15 protein-coding genes are annotated in these 17394 nt (G+C 31.8%); 13 read left to right on the forward strand and 2 right to left on the reverse strand.

Annotated elements, in window-relative coordinates:
- The 5 genes from LPB87_RS05400 to LPB87_RS05420 form a co-directional block, all read left to right on the forward strand.
- A partial coding sequence (locus LPB87_RS05400) for a gliding motility-associated C-terminal domain-containing protein (protein WP_230605208.1) occupies positions 1-2018 on the forward strand: 2018 nt, incomplete at its 5' end.
- A 53-nt stretch (positions 2019-2071) separates the two neighbouring features.
- A complete protein-coding gene (locus tag LPB87_RS05405; RefSeq protein ID WP_129537981.1) occupies positions 2072-3004 on the forward strand; it encodes a type IX secretion system membrane protein PorP/SprF in 933 nt (310 codons plus the stop codon).
- Positions 3005-3015: 11 nt separating this feature from the next.
- Entirely contained in the window at positions 3016-4950 is a 1935-nt protein-coding gene (locus tag LPB87_RS05410) for an OmpA family protein (protein ID WP_230605209.1), read from the forward strand.
- A 127-nt stretch (positions 4951-5077) separates the two neighbouring features.
- A complete protein-coding gene (ligA, locus tag LPB87_RS05415; RefSeq protein WP_230605210.1) occupies positions 5078-7081 on the forward strand; it encodes an NAD-dependent DNA ligase LigA in 2004 nt (667 codons plus the stop codon).
- Entirely contained in the window at positions 7071-7760 is a 690-nt protein-coding gene (locus LPB87_RS05420; protein ID WP_129537983.1) for a lysoplasmalogenase family protein, read from the forward strand. Before ligA ends, LPB87_RS05420 begins: the two co-directional genes overlap by 11 nt.
- On the opposite strand, the gene LPB87_RS05425 is transcribed toward LPB87_RS05420, so the two are convergent.
- Together LPB87_RS05425 and LPB87_RS05430 are read right to left on the reverse strand one after the other, a co-directional pair.
- Positions 7757-8668, reverse strand: a complete 912-nt coding sequence (locus tag LPB87_RS05425) for a metallophosphatase (RefSeq protein ID WP_129537984.1) — start codon at positions 8666-8668, stop codon at positions 7757-7759. The two genes, LPB87_RS05420 and LPB87_RS05425, sit on opposite strands and share 4 nt — an antisense overlap.
- 62 nt (positions 8669-8730) lie before the next feature.
- Positions 8731-9510, reverse strand: coding sequence for a 5'-nucleotidase (locus tag LPB87_RS05430; RefSeq protein ID WP_129537985.1), 780 nt, complete (start codon positions 9508-9510; stop codon positions 8731-8733).
- 47 nt (positions 9511-9557) lie between these two features.
- On the opposite strand from LPB87_RS05430, the gene LPB87_RS05435 reads away from it, so the two are divergent.
- From LPB87_RS05435 to fabV, 8 genes are all read left to right on the forward strand, one after another.
- Positions 9558-10082: a hypothetical protein gene (locus LPB87_RS05435; RefSeq protein WP_230605211.1), complete on the forward strand. Its 525-nt coding sequence runs from the start codon at positions 9558-9560 to the stop codon at positions 10080-10082.
- Between the two features lies 1 nt (position 10083).
- Positions 10084-10965 carry a 4-hydroxy-tetrahydrodipicolinate synthase gene (gene dapA, locus LPB87_RS05440; protein WP_129537987.1) on the forward strand — a complete coding sequence of 294 codons (882 nt, stop codon included), beginning with the start codon at positions 10084-10086 and terminating at the stop codon, positions 10963-10965.
- Positions 10966-11101: 136 nt separating this feature from the next.
- Complete coding sequence (gene bamD / locus LPB87_RS05445; RefSeq protein ID WP_129537988.1) at positions 11102-11896, forward strand: outer membrane protein assembly factor BamD; 795 nt, start codon at positions 11102-11104, stop codon at positions 11894-11896.
- Positions 11897-11905: 9 nt separating this feature from the next.
- Complete coding sequence (locus LPB87_RS05450; protein WP_129537989.1) at positions 11906-12223, forward strand: DNA-directed RNA polymerase subunit omega; 318 nt, start codon at positions 11906-11908, stop codon at positions 12221-12223.
- A gap of 9 nt (positions 12224-12232) precedes the next feature.
- Positions 12233-13444, forward strand: a complete 1212-nt coding sequence (gene coaBC / locus LPB87_RS05455) for a bifunctional phosphopantothenoylcysteine decarboxylase/phosphopantothenate--cysteine ligase CoaBC (protein WP_230605212.1) — start codon at positions 12233-12235, stop codon at positions 13442-13444.
- Complete coding sequence (locus LPB87_RS05460; protein ID WP_230605213.1) at positions 13437-14321, forward strand: DUF4835 family protein; 885 nt, start codon at positions 13437-13439, stop codon at positions 14319-14321. The genes coaBC and LPB87_RS05460 overlap by 8 nt, the downstream gene beginning before the upstream one ends.
- 53 nt (positions 14322-14374) lie before the next feature.
- The gene (recN, locus tag LPB87_RS05465; protein ID WP_230605214.1) at positions 14375-16027 is read left to right on the forward strand and encodes a DNA repair protein RecN; all 1653 of its coding nucleotides are present in this window, start codon (positions 14375-14377) and stop codon (positions 16025-16027) included.
- A gap of 107 nt (positions 16028-16134) precedes the next feature.
- Entirely contained in the window at positions 16135-17325 is a 1191-nt protein-coding gene (gene fabV / locus LPB87_RS05470; RefSeq protein WP_230605215.1) for an enoyl-ACP reductase FabV, read from the forward strand.
- Positions 17326-17394: the final 69 nt, after the last annotated feature.

Consider the following 17394-nt stretch of genomic DNA (forward strand, 5'->3'; position numbering starts at 1 on the left):
ATCTTCAGGTAAACGAGACAGGAGTGGTTTGGTACAATTCACTAGTAAGTGTAACGCCATTAGATTCAACCACAGCTTTGGCTAATGGAGAATACTACGGAGCAATCCTAGATCCAGTAACGGGTTGTGTGAGTTCAGTAAGATTACTAGTAACGGTAACAGTAACAGATCCGGCTAAACCAACAACAACTGATGATACACAGGATTTCTGTTTGGCTAATAACCCAACAGTTGCTAATCTTCAGGTAAATGAAACAGGAGTGGTTTGGTATAGTTCACTAGTAAGTGTAACGCCATTAGATCCAACCACAGCTTTGGCTAATGGAGAATACTACGGAGCAATCCTAGATCCAGTAACGGGTTGTGTGAGTTCCGTTCGATTAGTAGTAACGGTAACAGTAACAGATCCAGCTAAACCAACAACGAATGATGATACGCAGGATTTCTGTTTGGCAAATAACCCAACAGTTGCTAATCTTCAGGTAAATGAAACGGGAGTGGTTTGGTATAGTTCACTAGTAAGTGTAACGCCATTAGATCCAACCACAGCTTTAGCAAATGGACCTTATTACGGAGCAATCCTAGATCCAGTAGCGGGTTGTGTGAGTTCAGTAAGATTACTAGTAACGGTAACAGTAACTGATCCAGTTAAACCAACAACAACTGATGATACACAGGATTTCTGTTTGGTAAATGCACCAACAGTGGCGAGTCTTCAGGTAAATGAGACTGGTGTAGTTTGGTATACAACAGCAACAGGAGGAACAGCTTTAGATCCAACGACTGTTTTAGCTAACGGATCTTATTACGGAGCAATCCTAGATCCAGTAACTGGTTGTGCAAGTTCAGTTAGATTATTAGTTAAAGTGATTATTAATGACGGTGCAATACCAACTACAACAAGAGCTACGCAAGATTTTTGTTTAACAGCTCTGCCGAAAATTTCAGATTTACAAGTAAATGAAATTGGGGTTGTTTGGTATAATGTAGAAACAGGAGGGATTGCATTAGCTCCAAGTTCATTACTAGTAGCTGGAACATATTATGGCTCTTTAAAAAATCTAATAACAGGTTGTGAAAGTAAATTAAGATTGGCCATTCCGATTACTTTTAGAGGAAGCGAGTTACCAACAATAGCCTCAAGTAAAGCAGTTCCGTGTGTTTTTGATGAGATTACTTATACAACTGTAAGCGGAATGTCAAATTATGATTGGACAATTACTGGAGGAGGTACTATTACGGCAGGAGGTCTTGCTACCGATAATTTTGTAACAGTTTCATGGCCAGCGATAGGGCCTGCAAGTGTAAATGTTTCCTATACTAATCTATGTAATGAGACAAATAGTAAATTATTAACGCTTGATGTTGCAACTTGTTCAGATATAACAATGAGTAAGACAGTAGATAATCCAACTCCTAATATTAATGATAAAGTAACTTTTACTGTAACAGTAAATAATGTAGGATCAGGAAACTTTATAGATACAATAGTTAGTGAAATTTTGCCAACAGGATATGATTTTGTTAGTGCACAAACTACTACTGGAACATATAGCAATATAACTGGAGCGTGGAATATTCCAGTATTAAACGCCAATGAAAGTGCAGTGCTTACTGTAGTGGTTCAAGTATTACCAACAGGAAATTATTTAAATGTAGCTTCGATCGTGGTTTCAAATCCAATAGATTCGGATACAACAAATAATCATGGAGAAGCTTCTGTAAGCCCTGTATGTTTGATAGTTTATAATGAATTTACTCCTAACAATGATGGTGCAAATGATGTTTTCAAAATAGATTGTATTGAAAATTATCCGAATAATAGTTTAAATGTTTATAACAGATACGGAGCGTTAGTTTATAAACAAAATCATTATAATAATGATTGGGATGGGATAGCAAATGTATCAGGCGCAATTAATAAAGGAGATAAATTACCAGCGGGCACATATTATTATGTTCTGGATATTGGTGCAGATGGAGTAGTTAAAACAGGTTGGTTATCTATTATTAGATAACCTCCTGTAACCATAAATCATCAAATTAAATTAACTGACTAAATAGTTATAATATGAAACTAAGTGTAAAATTTATAGAGAACTATCTTTTGATATTTTGCGGGTTTGCATCATTCTTTGCAAATGCACAACAAGACCCGCAATATACACAGTATATGTACAACACAATGGTCATCAATCCAGCTTATGCTGGTTCTACAGGTTATCTAGAAGCAGTATTATTGCATCGATCACAATGGGTTGGAATAGATGGTGCACCACAAACACAATCACTCTCAGTACAAGCCCCCTTGAGAAATGAAAAAATAGGGTTAGGTTTAAGCGTGGTTAATGATAAGTTAGGGCCATCAAATGAATTATACTTAGATGGTAATTTTTCATATTCATTGGCTTTAGGTTATGAAAAAAGATTAGCATTTGGATTAAGAGCAGGAATGAGAATGATGAATATTGATTGGACTAAAGGACGATATTATGATGCTAACGATGCACTATTAAATAATAATATTAATAATGTAGTAAAACCATCAATAGGAGCAGGGGTATATTATTATACAGATAGGTGGTATGTAGGCGCATCGGTTCCAAGCTTCATAAGAAGTGATTATTACAATGACATACAAGAATCAATAAACTATGATAGATTGCATTATTTTTTCATGGGAGGTTATGTATTTGATTTAAATAGAAGCTTGAAGTTCAAACCAGCAGTTTTAGCTAAAGTAGTAAACGGAGCGCCAATTTCAGTTGATCTTTCGGCTAATTTTATGCTTCAGGAAAAAGTTGTACTAGGAGCCTCTTACCGCTTTGATGATTCAGTTAGTGCATTGGCAGGATTTCAAATATCACCAAGCTTTTACATCGGATATTCATATGATTATACAGTAACCAAATTGAATAAATACAATGATGGTTCGCATGAATTTATATTGCGATATCAATTTAATAAAGATCCAAGAAAAATTAAATCTCCTAGATTCTTTTAAATACCTTACATATGAAAAAATATTATATACTTAGTCTTCTATTCAGCTTTGTATCTGTTTTAGCGCAAACAAATTTAAAAAAAGCAGATGCCTTATTTAGAAACTATTCCTATGTAGATGCAGCAAAAGCATATGAAGAGTGTTTAGAAAAAATTAAAAAGCCGTCAGTTCAAACTCTAAAAAATGCTGCGGACTCCTATTATTTTATTTCAGATAATCGAAATGCTTTAAAGTGGTATCAAAGACTATATGATATACAAGGAGATAATTTACCTGATATTTATTATCTAAGGTATATTCAGTCAATGAAAGGAGTTATGGATTATGAAAATGCTGATAACATAACCAAAGAATATTTAAATAAAAAAGGCGACCAAAAGGAAATTGATAAGTATGTTTGTCAAAAGAAATTATTAGATAGTTTATCAAAAGTTAAATCACTTTATACGATATCAAATAGTAATATCAATACGAATAAGTCTGATTTTGGAGCTACTTTTTATAATGATAAAGTAGTATTTACATCAGCAAGAGATACTACTAATTTTGATAAAAAGTTATATAATTGGAACAAACAGCCATTCTTGAGCTTATATGTTGCCGAAAGGAACGCAGTTGATGGTAATTTGTTCAATGAAACAATCTTTATACCTAATATAATGACCAAATATCATGAGGCCACAGTAACATTTAGTTCCGATTGGAAAACAATGTATTATACAACCAATATTCTAAATAAAAATAAATTGGTAATAGATGAATCCAGAATAAATAATTTTCAAATTATAAAAGGAATTATAGAAGATAACAAATTAGTCAAAACTGAAAAAGTATTCTTTGATAGTGATAAGTATTCAGTTGGGCATCCATGTTTAAGTGATGATGGAAAAATGCTGTTTTTCGCTTCAGATATGCCAGGAGGTTACGGAGAGACTGATTTGTACGTAGTACGAATTGCTGATGATGGTACGATGAGTTCACCGCAAAATTTAGGACCAACAATAAATACAATAGGTAATGATGTTTTTCCTTTTTATAGAAATGGAATACTTTATTTTTCTTCAGACGGACATTATGGATTAGGTGATTTAGATATATATGAAAGTAAACTTTTTGAAGGATTGAATTTTTCAGTTCCTAGAAATTTAGGAGCTCCAATAAATAGCAATAAAGATGATTTCTCGTTTATCATAGATTCAAAAGATAATTATGGTTATATATCATCAAATCGTGCACAAGGAAAAGGAGATGATGATATTTATTATTTTACTAAAGGAAAACCTATTTGTAATCAACTCATTTCAGGAAAAGCAATAAATATAAAAACTAAAACTGGGATAAGTGATACATTTATTATGGCATATGATGTATATGATGCAGTCATAACCGAAACTAAAACAGATGCAGATGGGAATTATAAATTAGAAGTTCCATGCAGTAAGAGGATAAAAATAACAGCTAATAAACCAAATTATAGTGGAGATGAAAAATATGTTGAAACAACAAAAGAAAATAATGCGGAATTAAAAGACGTTAATTTTTATCTTAGTAATTATGATGATTTAGTAGTTAAAAAAGAAGGTGTAGAAAAAATTGATATCAATCCTATTTTCTTTGACTACGATAAGTTCAATATTAATCCACAAGCAGCAACAGAACTGGATAAAGTTGTATTTGTGATGCAAAAATTCCCTAAGATTAAAATTAAAATTGAATCACATACTGATTCCAGAGGTAAAGATGCATATAATTTGAAGCTATCAGATGAGAGAGCCAAGTCGACACAAGATTATATCCTTTCAAAAGGTATTGAAGCTTCAAGAATCGTAAGTGCTATAGGCTATGGAGAAACAAGATTAGTGAATAAATGTAGTAATGGAGTTAAGTGTACTGAAGAAGAGCATTTTGCCAATAGACGTTCAGATTTTATTGTAACAGAGAAATAAAACTTAAAATATTTTGCGAAAACCACTTTTAAAAAGAGTGGTTTTTTTGTTTTTAATTATACTTTTGATTACTTATTTTAGACAAAATTTTTTAGGATAATAAAAGATAATCGAATTACAAAAAAATATGAATATTCAGGATTCTATACAAGCTTTAAGGGACGAATTAAATGCGCATAATTATAATTATTATGTGCTTGATAATGCTACAATATCAGATTATGATTTTGATATAAAATTAAAGCAACTTCAGGAATTAGAGGAACAGCATCCAGAGTTTTTTGATGAAAATTCACCAACACAGCGTGTAGGAGGCATGATTACAAAAAATTTTCAGACGGTTGCTCATGAATATCGTATGTATTCCTTAGATAATTCATATTCAAAAGAAGATTTGATCGATTGGGAAACCAGAATTCAAAAAGTTTTAGGTAATGTTGATTTGCAATATACCTGCGAATTAAAATATGATGGAGCTTCGATAAGTATTACATACGAAGATGGAAAGTTGAAACGAGCAGTTACCCGAGGAGATGGATTTCAAGGGGATGACGTAACAAATAATATCAAAACAATAAAATCGATTCCTTTACAATTAAAAGGAAATTATCCGCCCGTTTTTGCAATTCGAGGAGAAATAATTTTGCCTTTTGCAGGATTCGAAAAAATGAATCAGGATTTAATAGAAATAGGAGAAACTCCTTATTCGAATCCAAGAAATACAGCCTCGGGAAGTTTAAAATTGCAAGATAGCGCGGAGGTAGCTAAAAGACCATTAGAGTGTTTACTCTATTTTGTAACAGGAAATAATTTGCCATTCAAAACCCAATTTGATGGTTTAGAATTGGCAAGAAAATGGGGGTTTAAAGTACCAGTTGAAGCAAAATTGGCAAACAATTTACAAGAAGTATTTGATTTTATAGATTATTGGGACATCCATCGTCATGAGCTACCTTATGAAACAGATGGGGTAGTTGTAAAAGTAAATAGTATTCAACATCAAGAAGAATTAGGTTATACAGCAAAATCACCACGTTGGGCAATTGCATATAAATTTAAATCAGAGAGGGTTTCTACCAAATTAAATTCAATTTCTTACCAAGTGGGAAGGACTGGAGCAATTACACCAGTAGCAAACTTAGAGCCCGTACAATTGGCAGGAACTATTGTAAAAAGAGCATCTTTGCATAATGCAGATCAAATAGAAAAATTAGATATTAGAATAAATGATACTGTTTTTGTAGAAAAGGGAGGAGAGATTATTCCTAAAATAATTGCAGTCGATTTAACTCAAAGACAAACAGATGCAGAACCTACAAAATACATTACGCATTGCCCAGAATGTAATACTGAATTAGTAAGATCAGAAGGAGAAGCAAATCATTACTGTCCTAATTTTTATGGATGCCCACCACAGATTATAGGTAGAATCCAGCATTATATTTCAAGAAAAGCAATGGATATTGAAGGGCTTGGAGGAGAAACGGTTGCTTTGCTTTTTAATAATGGACTGGTTCATAATTATGCAGATTTATATGAGTTAACAGTAGAGCAAATTTTGCCATTGGAAAGAATGGCGCAAAAGTCGGCAGAAAATCTAGTAAAAGGAGTTGAGAATTCTAAAAAAATCCCTTTTGAGAGCGTTTTGTTTGCTCTTGGAATTCGATTTGTGGGTGAAACTGTAGCTAAAAAATTAGCGAAACATTACAAAAATATTGATGCATTGAGTCAGGCTACTTTAATGGATTTAGTTCTAGTAGACGAAATAGGCGAACGTATTGCAAAAAGCGTTATAGAATTTTTTGAGAATGACGAGAATAAAATAATTATTGAACGCTTAAAAGGTTATGGAGTTCAATTTGAAATACTAGAAAAAGTAAATCCTAATGCAACGACTAAATTTGAAGGAAAGACTTTTGTCGTTTCAGGAGTGTTCTCTAAATTCTCAAGAGACGATATCAAAAAAACGATTGAGGATAATGGAGGTAAAGTAGGTAGTTCAATTTCTGCTAAAACTGATTTTGTTGTTGCTGGTGAAAACATGGGGCCTGCTAAATTAGAGAAAGCAAATAAGTTAAATATACCTATAATTTCAGAAGATGATTTTATAACAAAATTAAATGAAAACTAATACACCGTCATTAATTCTTTACTTTCTTGCATTAACATTTGCGATTATCTTTGATTTCTTAAAAGAAGATTTTATAAGTATGTACGCAAAGGCAATTGTGGTACCTTCGATATTTATATATTATCTTATAACGACTAATTTTAAGATAAATATAATTCAGGGACTTATTTTTGCTTTATGTTTTACAGGAGAAGTATTTAATTTAATGGAGGTTGATGCAACAGAGTTAGGTTCTCTTTTTTGTTTCTTATTAGTCTATTTGTTGTTTTTGAAGCTTATTTTTGATGATTATAGAAAAATAAAACTAAGAAAAAACGACATATTGCCAGTAGCAATAGTCGTTATTTTTATTTTATATTTATTAGTTTCAGTTTTAGGCTTACAATATGAGAAAGTAAATGAGAATCATTTTATTTATACTCTATATGGTGTTGTATTGAGTATGTTGGGATGTATTTCATTTATTAGTTATATATCTAAAGGGACTTTTTTAACTCTTTTACTAACGTTAATGACAGCCTGCTTTATCTTCTCTGATATTTTTTTTATTTTTAATCAATCTTTTGATCATTCAATAGTGTTAGTACTAATAAGAGATGTAACTCAAATGTTAGCTTATTATTTTATGGTAAGATATTTTATTCAAAAAAGAATAGAAAACATTCGAGTTAGAATTTAGACTGTAATTGATTTTCCTTGTGATGATTTTGTTTTATTCTTATCTAGGTAAAAGTCGATTCTACCTACGTTAATTCCATAACATCCAACTTGATTAACTAAAACATCCTCACCGGATTTATTTTTTACAATAGTTGGTTTATCAAGAAAAGTATGTGTGTGTCCACCAATAATTAAATCAATATCTTGAGTTTGCTCCGCCAATTTTAAATCACACATTCTAGTAGCGTCATCACGGTATTTGTATCCCAAATGCGATAAGCAAATTACTAAATCACATTTCTGTTCTTTTTTAAGGATTCTAACCATGTCGTGTGCAGTTTCGACAGGGTCATTATAAACAGTTTCTTTATACATAAGTTTATCTACTAAACCTTCAAGTTGTATTCCAAGACCAAAAACACCTATTTTAATACCGTCTTTGTTGAAAATTTTGTACGGTTTTACAAGACCGTCCATTGCAGTGTTTTTAAAATCGTAGTTAGAAGAGATAAATTCAAATTTGGCATGAGGCATTTGTGCATATAAACCATCTACACCGTTATCAAAATCATGATTACCAATTGTAGAAGCGTCATATTTCATCATGCTCATCAGTTTAAACTCTAATTCTCCACCATAATAGTTAAAGTAAGGAGTTCCTTGAAAAATATCACCAGCGTCCAATAAAAGAACATTTGGATTTTCTTTACGGATTGAATCAATTAAAGCGGCACGTCTTGATACTCCACCCATATTAGCATTGCGAGGATCATCGGCAGGAAAAGGGTCAATATGGCTATGTACATCATTGGTGTGTAATATAGTTATATGCTTAACATCAGGAGAAGTAAAGCTACTCATAGATAAACCCAAACTCAATAATGCTGTGCTGGCAGCGGTTTTTTCAATAAAATCTCTTCTTTTCATTTTAATTTATTTTGCGGTATAACGCTTGAACTCGAAGTTCTTAAATATTTTTAATTGTAATTTTATTCTTGTGTAACTCGGATATCTCTAGGTACCGGAATTGGATTAACAGATTTAAAATAATCAATAAGGATGTCTCGTAATTTATAATTTAAATCATATTTCTGAACACCTTTTTTAAAGAAGTTCATACTATCTCCACCATTTGCTAAATAATCATTTGTAGCAACATAATAGATTTTATCTTTTTCGATTGGTTTTCCCTGAATCAAAATGTTTGCTGGAGTGTTATTTTTAGTAATTGTAAAAGTCATTCCAGAAATAGGATGTGGCTTTTTCTCAGCAATAAAATAATTAGCTAATTCTAAAATTTGTTCTCCTTTTAAAGCCATAACAACAAGGCTATTTTCAAAAGGCATAATTTCAAAAGCAGTTCTAGAAGTGACATCCCCTTTAGGAAGTATTGCTCGTATACCACCATGATTTAGGAAACAAATGTCAATATCTTTTTTCTCTCTGGTTTTAAAAATTAAATTACCTCTTTGTAAACAAGCGTCAGCCATTAAGCTACCAATAGTTGTTTGTAATTTCCCAGAGCTTTTGTCCAATGTTTCAGGACAATAAGAAAGAACACTATCCAGGTTTTTGTTAATGTGCTCCCTGTAAGGTTTAATGAAATTCTCTATTTCAGGAGTTTGATTTTCAGTACTTGTAATAGGAATTAGCTTACCTTCAATTTTAGAAACTTGGTAAGTTTGTTTGCTACAAGAAACTCCTATAAAAAATGTTAAGAATATAACAAAAAGTTTTAAAAATCCGTTATACTTTTTTAGTTTTACCATCTTAAATGCGACTTAAATAATTAATTTTGTAATCAAGTAAAAGTACTATGTTTTTAAATTATATAAAGGTTTTTTTTGTAAAAAAATCATTAAATAAAAATCTTGATAATGTAAAAAACGGTGTATTTACTACCGATATACAAACAGTTGGTTTGCTTATAGATGAGAGTAATTTTTTAGAAAAAAAAGCTTTGCTAGCTGATTTGGTGTCAAAAGGAATTGTTGAAAAGAACATTAAGATTGTTGTTTATAAAGATAAAATCGATAAAAAAGAAGCGTATACTTGTCCAACTTTTGGGATAAAACATCTTAATTGGAATGGAGAAATTACTGAGGATTTATTGAAAGACTTTATAAAAGAAGAATTCGATTTACTAATAAGTTATTATGATATCGAAAAAGCAATGTTGATGCTCATCACACAAAATTCTAAAGCCAAGTTTAAAGTTGGTTTTGCATCAATTGATAAAAGGTTAAATCGAGTGATGATTAATACCAATCTTCGGGAACATAAAGTTTTCGTGAATGAATTATTTAAATATTTAAAAAACATTAAACCAAATATAATCTGATATGCAATCATTAATAGGTACAGGCGTTGCACTAGTAACTCCTTTTAAAGAAGATTTTTCAATTGATATAGAAGCGTTGCAAAGAATAGTTAATTTTTCTGTAGATGGAGGAGTTGAATATCTTGTAGTTATGGGAACGACTGCCGAGAATGCAACATTAACTGAAGCTGAAAAGGAGCTTGTTATTTCGACAGTTGTTACTACAAATAAAGGAAGATTACCTTTAGTGTTGGGAGTTGGAGGAAATAACACAATGCAAGTTGTGCAAGAATTAAAAACAAGAGATTTATCAGCATTTGAGGCTATATTGTCAGTGTCACCTTATTATAATAGACCTACACAAGAGGGAATTTATCAACATTTTAAAGCCGTTGCAGAAGCCTCTCCGATACCAGTAATTCTATATAATGTTCCAGGAAGAACATCAAGTAATATGTTACCAGCAACAGTAATACGTTTGGCAAATGATTTTTCAAATGTAGTTGCTATAAAAGAAGCAGCAGGTGATTTGGTTCAAGCAATGCAGTTGCTTAAAAATAAACCAACTGATTTTCTCGTTATATCAGGAGATGATATGATTGCATTGCCTATAATTTTGGCTGGAGGTTCAGGCGTAATATCAGTTATTGGGCAAGGTTTTCCTAAAGAATTTTCTGAAATGATTCGTTTGGGATTGAATAGAAAAGTAAATGAAGCATTCAAAACACAATACTTTTTATCAGATTGTATTGATATGATTTTTGAACAAGGTAATCCAGCTGGAATAAAACAGGTATTCAAATCGCTTGGTATTGCTGAGAATGTAGTAAGATTACCGCTTGTACCAGCCGATGAGTCGCTTGCAAATCGTATTGATGATTTTGTTAAAAAAAGCATTAAATAAAAATAAAAAGGAAGGTATTTTATTATACTAAAAAATATTTTGTAGAAGCTAAATTAATAACTAAATTTGCCACCGAAACTTCGGTGTGGTTTTACTTGGACATAAGCATCCTGGGAATCATAATAAAAGTAAAAAAATGAAAAAAATAATATCTGTATTGTTTGTCGTTGTTCTTTTTTGTTCATGTAGTGATTATCAAAAAGCACTAAAAAATGAAGATGTAGCAGCAAAATTCGAAGTGGCAACAAAAATGTATGAAGCTGGAAAGTATGCTAAAGCAATTCGTTTGTTTGAGCAACTAGCAACATCATACAGAGGAAAACCTCAGGCAGAGAAATTGTTTTATATGTTTTCACAATCATATTATAAAACAAAACAGTATTATTTGGCGGGCTACCAATTTGAAAGTTTTGCTTCTGGTTATCCAAGAAGTGAAAAAGTAGAAGAGGCAGCTTTTTTGGGGGCAAAAAGTTATTCGATGTTGTCGCCTGTTTATAGTTTAGATCAAACAGATACTAATAAAGCAATAGATAAATTACAAGCTTTTATAGATAATTATCCAAATTCAGAATATTTAGCAGAGGCAAATGCAAGTCTTAAGGTGCTAACTAATAAATTGGAGAAAAAAGCATATGAAAATGCAAAAGGATATAATACTATTTCAGATTTTAAATCGGCAATAGTAGCATTTGATAACTTTATTGGAGATTATCCAGGAACAGAATTCAAAGAAGATGCATTGTATTATAAATTCGATTCTGCATATCAGTTGGCAGTAAATAGTGTTTCTGCAAAAATGGAAGACCGTTTAAAAGTAGCTAAAACTGCTTATATGAATTTAATGAAATACAAAAGTGATACTCATTACAAGGTGAAAGCTGACGAGATGAATGAGAGAGTTGAGAAAGAGTTACAAAATTTTACTAAATAAAATAAAGTCATGGATTTAAAAAAGACGAATGCTCCAGTAAATACAATTACCTACAATAAAACTACTATTGAAGAGCCTACAGGTAATGTGTATGAAGCGATAACTATTATGGCAAAAAGAGCTAATCAAATTAATTCTGAAATTAAAAAGGAATTGACTGAAAAGTTAGAAGAATTTGCTACGTATAATGATAGTCTTGAAGAGGTTTTTGAAAACAAAGAACAAATTGAGGTTTCTAAGTTTTACGAAAAATTGCCTAAGCCACACGCTTTAGCAGTTCAAGAATGGTTAGACGGTAAAACATACCACAGAAATTCAAATAAATAATATAGTACCATGTCAGTTTTAAACGGTAAGAAAATTTTACTAGGAGTCTCTGGTGGAATTGCAGCCTATAAAACAGCATCATTAGTACGACTCTTTATAAAAGCAGGTGCCGAGATTCAAGTAATCATGACACCTGCTTCTAAGGATTTTGTAACGCCACTTACGTTATCGACCTTGTCAAAAAATCCTGTACATTCAACTTTTTTTAATCAAGAAGATGAGAATGAAAAATGGAACAATCATGTCGAATTAGGTCTTTGGGCCGATTTGATGGTAATTGCTCCAGCTACCGCAAATACAATGTCCAAAATGGTAAATGGTACTTGTGATAATCTATTGATTGCGACTTATTTATCGGCTAAGTGTCCAGTTTACTTTGCACCAGCAATGGACTTGGATATGTATATACATCCTTCTACTTTATCGAGTTTTTCGTTGTTAAAGCAGTTTGGTAATACTATTATTCCTGCTGAGAGCGGGGAGTTAGCCAGTGGGTTGACAGGTGAAGGTCGTATGGCAGAACCAGAAAATATCGTTGCGTTTTTAGAAGCTGATTTAGAAAGTAAATTACCACTTAAGGGTAAAAAGTTTTTAATTACAGCTGGTCCTACTTATGAAGCAATAGATCCTGTTCGTTTTATAGGGAATCATTCTTCTGGTAAAATGGGATTTGATATTGCCTCAGAGGCTGCAAACTTAGGAGCTTCGGTAATACTTGTTGCTGGACCTACAAATTGTAAAGTAACAAACGCATCTGTAAAAGTAGTTTCGGTAACATCGGCACAAGAAATGTATGATGCATGTCATATGTATTATTCAGATGTTGATGTGGCAATTGCGGCAGCCGCGGTTGCAGATTACAGGCCTAAAACGGTAGCGTCTCAAAAAATAAAAAAAGCTCCAGAAAATTTCACGATTGAGCTAGAGAAAACAAAAGACATCTTGTTTTCGTTGGGTGAAATAAAGAAAAAACAGTTTTTAATTGGTTTTGCTTTAGAGACTGAAAATGAAATTGATAATGCAAAGCTGAAAATTCAGAAAAAAAACTTAGATTTGATAGTTCTAAATTCTTTACAGGATAAAGGAGCTGGTTTTGGTGGGCAGACTAATAAAGTAACCTTTATTGATAAGCTTTTTACTATTGAACCAATGGAATTAAAGTCTAAAGAAGCAGTTGCAACTGATATTTTAAATAAAGTGATAAAGCATTTTCATGAATAAAATACTTACCTTTTTGTTATTTTTATCTTTTGGTCTTATACAGGCACAACAGTTAAATTGTACTGTAACAGTAAATTCACAAATGCTTCCAAATGCAAATCAACAAGTTTTTAAAACGTTACAGACAGCGTTGAGTGAATTTGTTAATAATACTGATTGGACAGGGAGTTCACTAAAACAAAATGAAAAAATTAACTGTTCGATGTATTTAACTATTACGTCTAATACTTCAGATCAGTTTTCAGGTACCATACAAATACAGTCTTCGCGATTAATTTATAATTCGACTTACTCATCTCCAGTTTTTAATTTTAACGATAAAGATTTGAGTTTTAGATATACCGAATTTGAAAATTTATTGTACAATCCAAATGTTTTTGAGTCGAATCTAGTATCTATAATGACATTTTATAGTTATATGATCTTAGGAATGGATGCAGATACTTTTATGCCAGCCTTAGGGACCCCATTTTTTGAAACAGCTCAAAATATAGCAAATGTTGCTCAACAAGGTGGTTTTAAAGGATGGAGTCAAGCAGATGGAGTACAAAATCGTTATTTCTTGATTAATGATATGCTTGCGCCAACATACAGTGATTTAAGACAATGTGTTTATGGATATCATGTAGGTTTAGATGTGATGAATCAAGATTTAAAAGCGGCTAAAGAAAAAATTAAAGCTTCGTTAATGCTTTTAGGGAAATTAAATGCAATAAAGCCAAATGCTTTTTTAACAAGAGTATTTTTTGATGCTAAATCAGATGAGATTGTATCTATATTTTCAGGAGGACCTAGTGTTTCTATAACAGATTTAGTGGAGAATTTAAACAGAGTTTCGCCTATGAACTCTACTAAATGGGGACAGATTAAATATTAAGCATTCAAGTATAGATTGCTTATTTCCAAAACTTAATATTACAAAAAAGAGATATGATTACTTCATTGTCAATAAAAAATTATGCACTAATTGAAAAATTAACTATTGATTTTTCAAAAGGATTTTCTATAATTACTGGTGAAACAGGAGCAGGAAAGTCTATAATATTGGGTGCATTAGGCTTAGTTTTAGGTAAAAGAGCTGATTTGACTTCATTGAAAAATAAAGAAGAAAAATGTATTATTGAAGCGCATTTTAAGATTTCGAAATACAATCTTCAGACTTTTTTTGAGGCTAATGACCTAGATTATGAAGATGATACTATAATAAGACGAGAAATTTTGCCGTCAGGTAAATCGCGTGCTTTTATAAATGATAGTCCAGTAAATCTTCAGGAGTTGCAAGAGTTGAGTTTGTATTTAATAGATATTCACTCGCAACAACAAACTCAGGAGTTGTCGGAAGAAAGCGTTCAGTTTCAAATTATTGATGCGATTGCAGACAATCTTGGTGTTATTTGTGAATATCAGAATGTTTTAAAGAAGTATAAATCGGATAAAACAAAACTGAATTCACTTCTTAAAAAACAAAACGAATCAGCTAAAGAACAGGAATATAATACGTTTCTTTTGAATGAATTGGTTGTAGCACAATTAAAATCTGGGGAACAAGAAGAATTAGAAGAAGAATTTGAAAAACTTAACAATGTCGAGATTATCAAGGAATCGATAGATAGGTCATTAGCTATAGCTAATGAAGAACAATTTGGAGTGATTCAAAATCTAAATGAGATTAAAGCATCTTTGCATAAAATTGTTACTTTCTCACCAGGATATCAAACATTGTTTGAACGATTGACAAGTTTGGCGATTGAATTTGATGATGTATCGAATGAGTTGCAAAAGGCATCAGAAAAATTATTAAATGATCCAGCAAGGCTAGATTTCATTAGTCAGAAATTGCAGGTTATTTATAATTTACAAAAAAAGCATCAAGTTGCTACAGTTGATGATTTAATTGAGATTCAGACTAAACTTGAAAATTCAGTTCTTGAATTAGGGAATATTGAAGAAGAAATAGCAAAACTGACTACTTCTATTGATCAAAAAACAGCAGAATTAGATGTTTTTGCTAATAAAATTCATGAAAATAGAATAACTGCAGTTCCATTATTGTCAGATAAGCTAATTGCAATATTAGAAACATTAGGAATGCCAAATGTTCGTTTTAAAATTGATATTAATTATGGAGAAACTTATTTTCAGAATGGAAAAGATGAACTTCAGTTTTTATTCTCTGCAAACAAAGGAACAGATTTTGGAATACTTAAAAAAGTTGCTTCTGGAGGTGAAATGTCACGTATTATGCTTGCTGTAAAAGCAATTTTAGCACAATATTCAAAACTACCGACTTTAATATTTGATGAAATTGATACGGGAGTTTCAGGAGAAATTGCTATTAGAATGGGAGAGATTATGAAAGAGATGAGTAAGCAGATGCAAATTTTTGCAATAACGCATTTACCACAGATCGCGGCTAAAGGAGATTCTCATTTTAAAGTATTTAAGTCCACAATTGATGATGATACACAGTCAGAATTGAAGCTTTTATCTCAGGAAGAACGTATTGTAGAAATTGCTCAAATGTTGTCAGGGTCAGTGGTTTCTGATTCGGCTTTAAATCATGCTAAAGCCTTGCTCAACTAAAAAAATGAGTTATATTTGTGAATTAAATTATTCCGTCTTACGAAATGAAATAGGTAGTTAACTGCTATCATTTATATAAAATAAAAATAAAAAACAGTTCCAAAATTATGATTATAGAACCAAGAATGAGAGGATTTATTTGTTTGACATCTCACCCAAAAGGATGCGAGCAAAATGTAAAAAATCAAATAGAATACATAAAATCTAAAGGGCCGATTGAAGGAGCTAAAAAAGTATTAGTAATTGGAGCTTCAACAGGTTTTGGATTGGCTTCTAGAATTACAAGTGCATTTGGATCTAATGCAGCTACAATTGGAGTATTTTTTGAAAAACCACCAGTTGAAGGAAAAACAGCTTCTCCAGGATGGTATAATTCAGCAGCTTTTGAAAGTGAGGCTCATAAAGCTGGTTTGTATGCTAAAAGTATCAATGGTGATGCTTTTTCTAATGAAATTAAACAGCAAACAATAGATTTAATTAAAGCTGATTTAGGTCAGATTGATTTAATTATTTATAGTTTAGCTTCTCCAGTTCGTTTGCACCCTGTAACAGGAGTATTGCATCGTTCAGTTTTGAAACCAATTGGAAGTACGTTTACTAATAAAACAGTTGATTTTCATACAGGAAATGTAACAGAAGTTTCTATTGAGCCATGTACAGAAGAAGAAATTGCCAATACTATTGCGGTAATGGGTGGTGAAGATTGGTCAATGTGGATGGATGCATTGAAAAAAGAAAACTTATTGGCTCCTGGAGCTACTACAGTTGCTTACTCATACATAGGGCCATCTTTAACAGAGGCTGTTTATCGTAAAGGAACAATTGGACGTGCTAAAGACGATTTAGAAGCTACAGCATTTGCTATTACAGATAGTTTGAAAGATCTAGGCGGAAAAGCATATGTTTCAGTTAATAAAGCACTAGTTACACAAGCGAGTTCAGCTATTCCGGTTATTCCGTTATATATTTCATTATTGTATAAAATTATGAAAGCTGAAGGCATTCATGAAGGATGTATTGAACAGATTCAACGTTTGTTCCAAGATAGATTATATACAGGGAAACCAATTCCTACAGATGAAAAAGGAAGAATCCGTATAGATGATTGGGAAATGCGTGAGGATGTTCAAGAAAAAGTAGCTAAATTATGGTTGGAAGCAACTACAGAAACATTGCCAGCAATTGGTGATTTGGCTGGTTATAGAAACGATTTCTTAAATTTATTCGGATTCGAATTTGAAGGAGTAGATTACAAGGCAGACACAAATGAAGTAGTTGGAATAGAAAGTATAGCTTAAACCAGCAAAAAAGATATAATTATTTAAAACCATCAACCCAAAGTTGATGGTTTTTTTATGGATATAACT

Source organism: Flavobacterium sp. EDS (assembly GCF_020991525.1).
In the GTDB taxonomy this organism is placed as follows: Bacteria; Bacteroidota; Bacteroidia; order Flavobacteriales; family Flavobacteriaceae; genus Flavobacterium.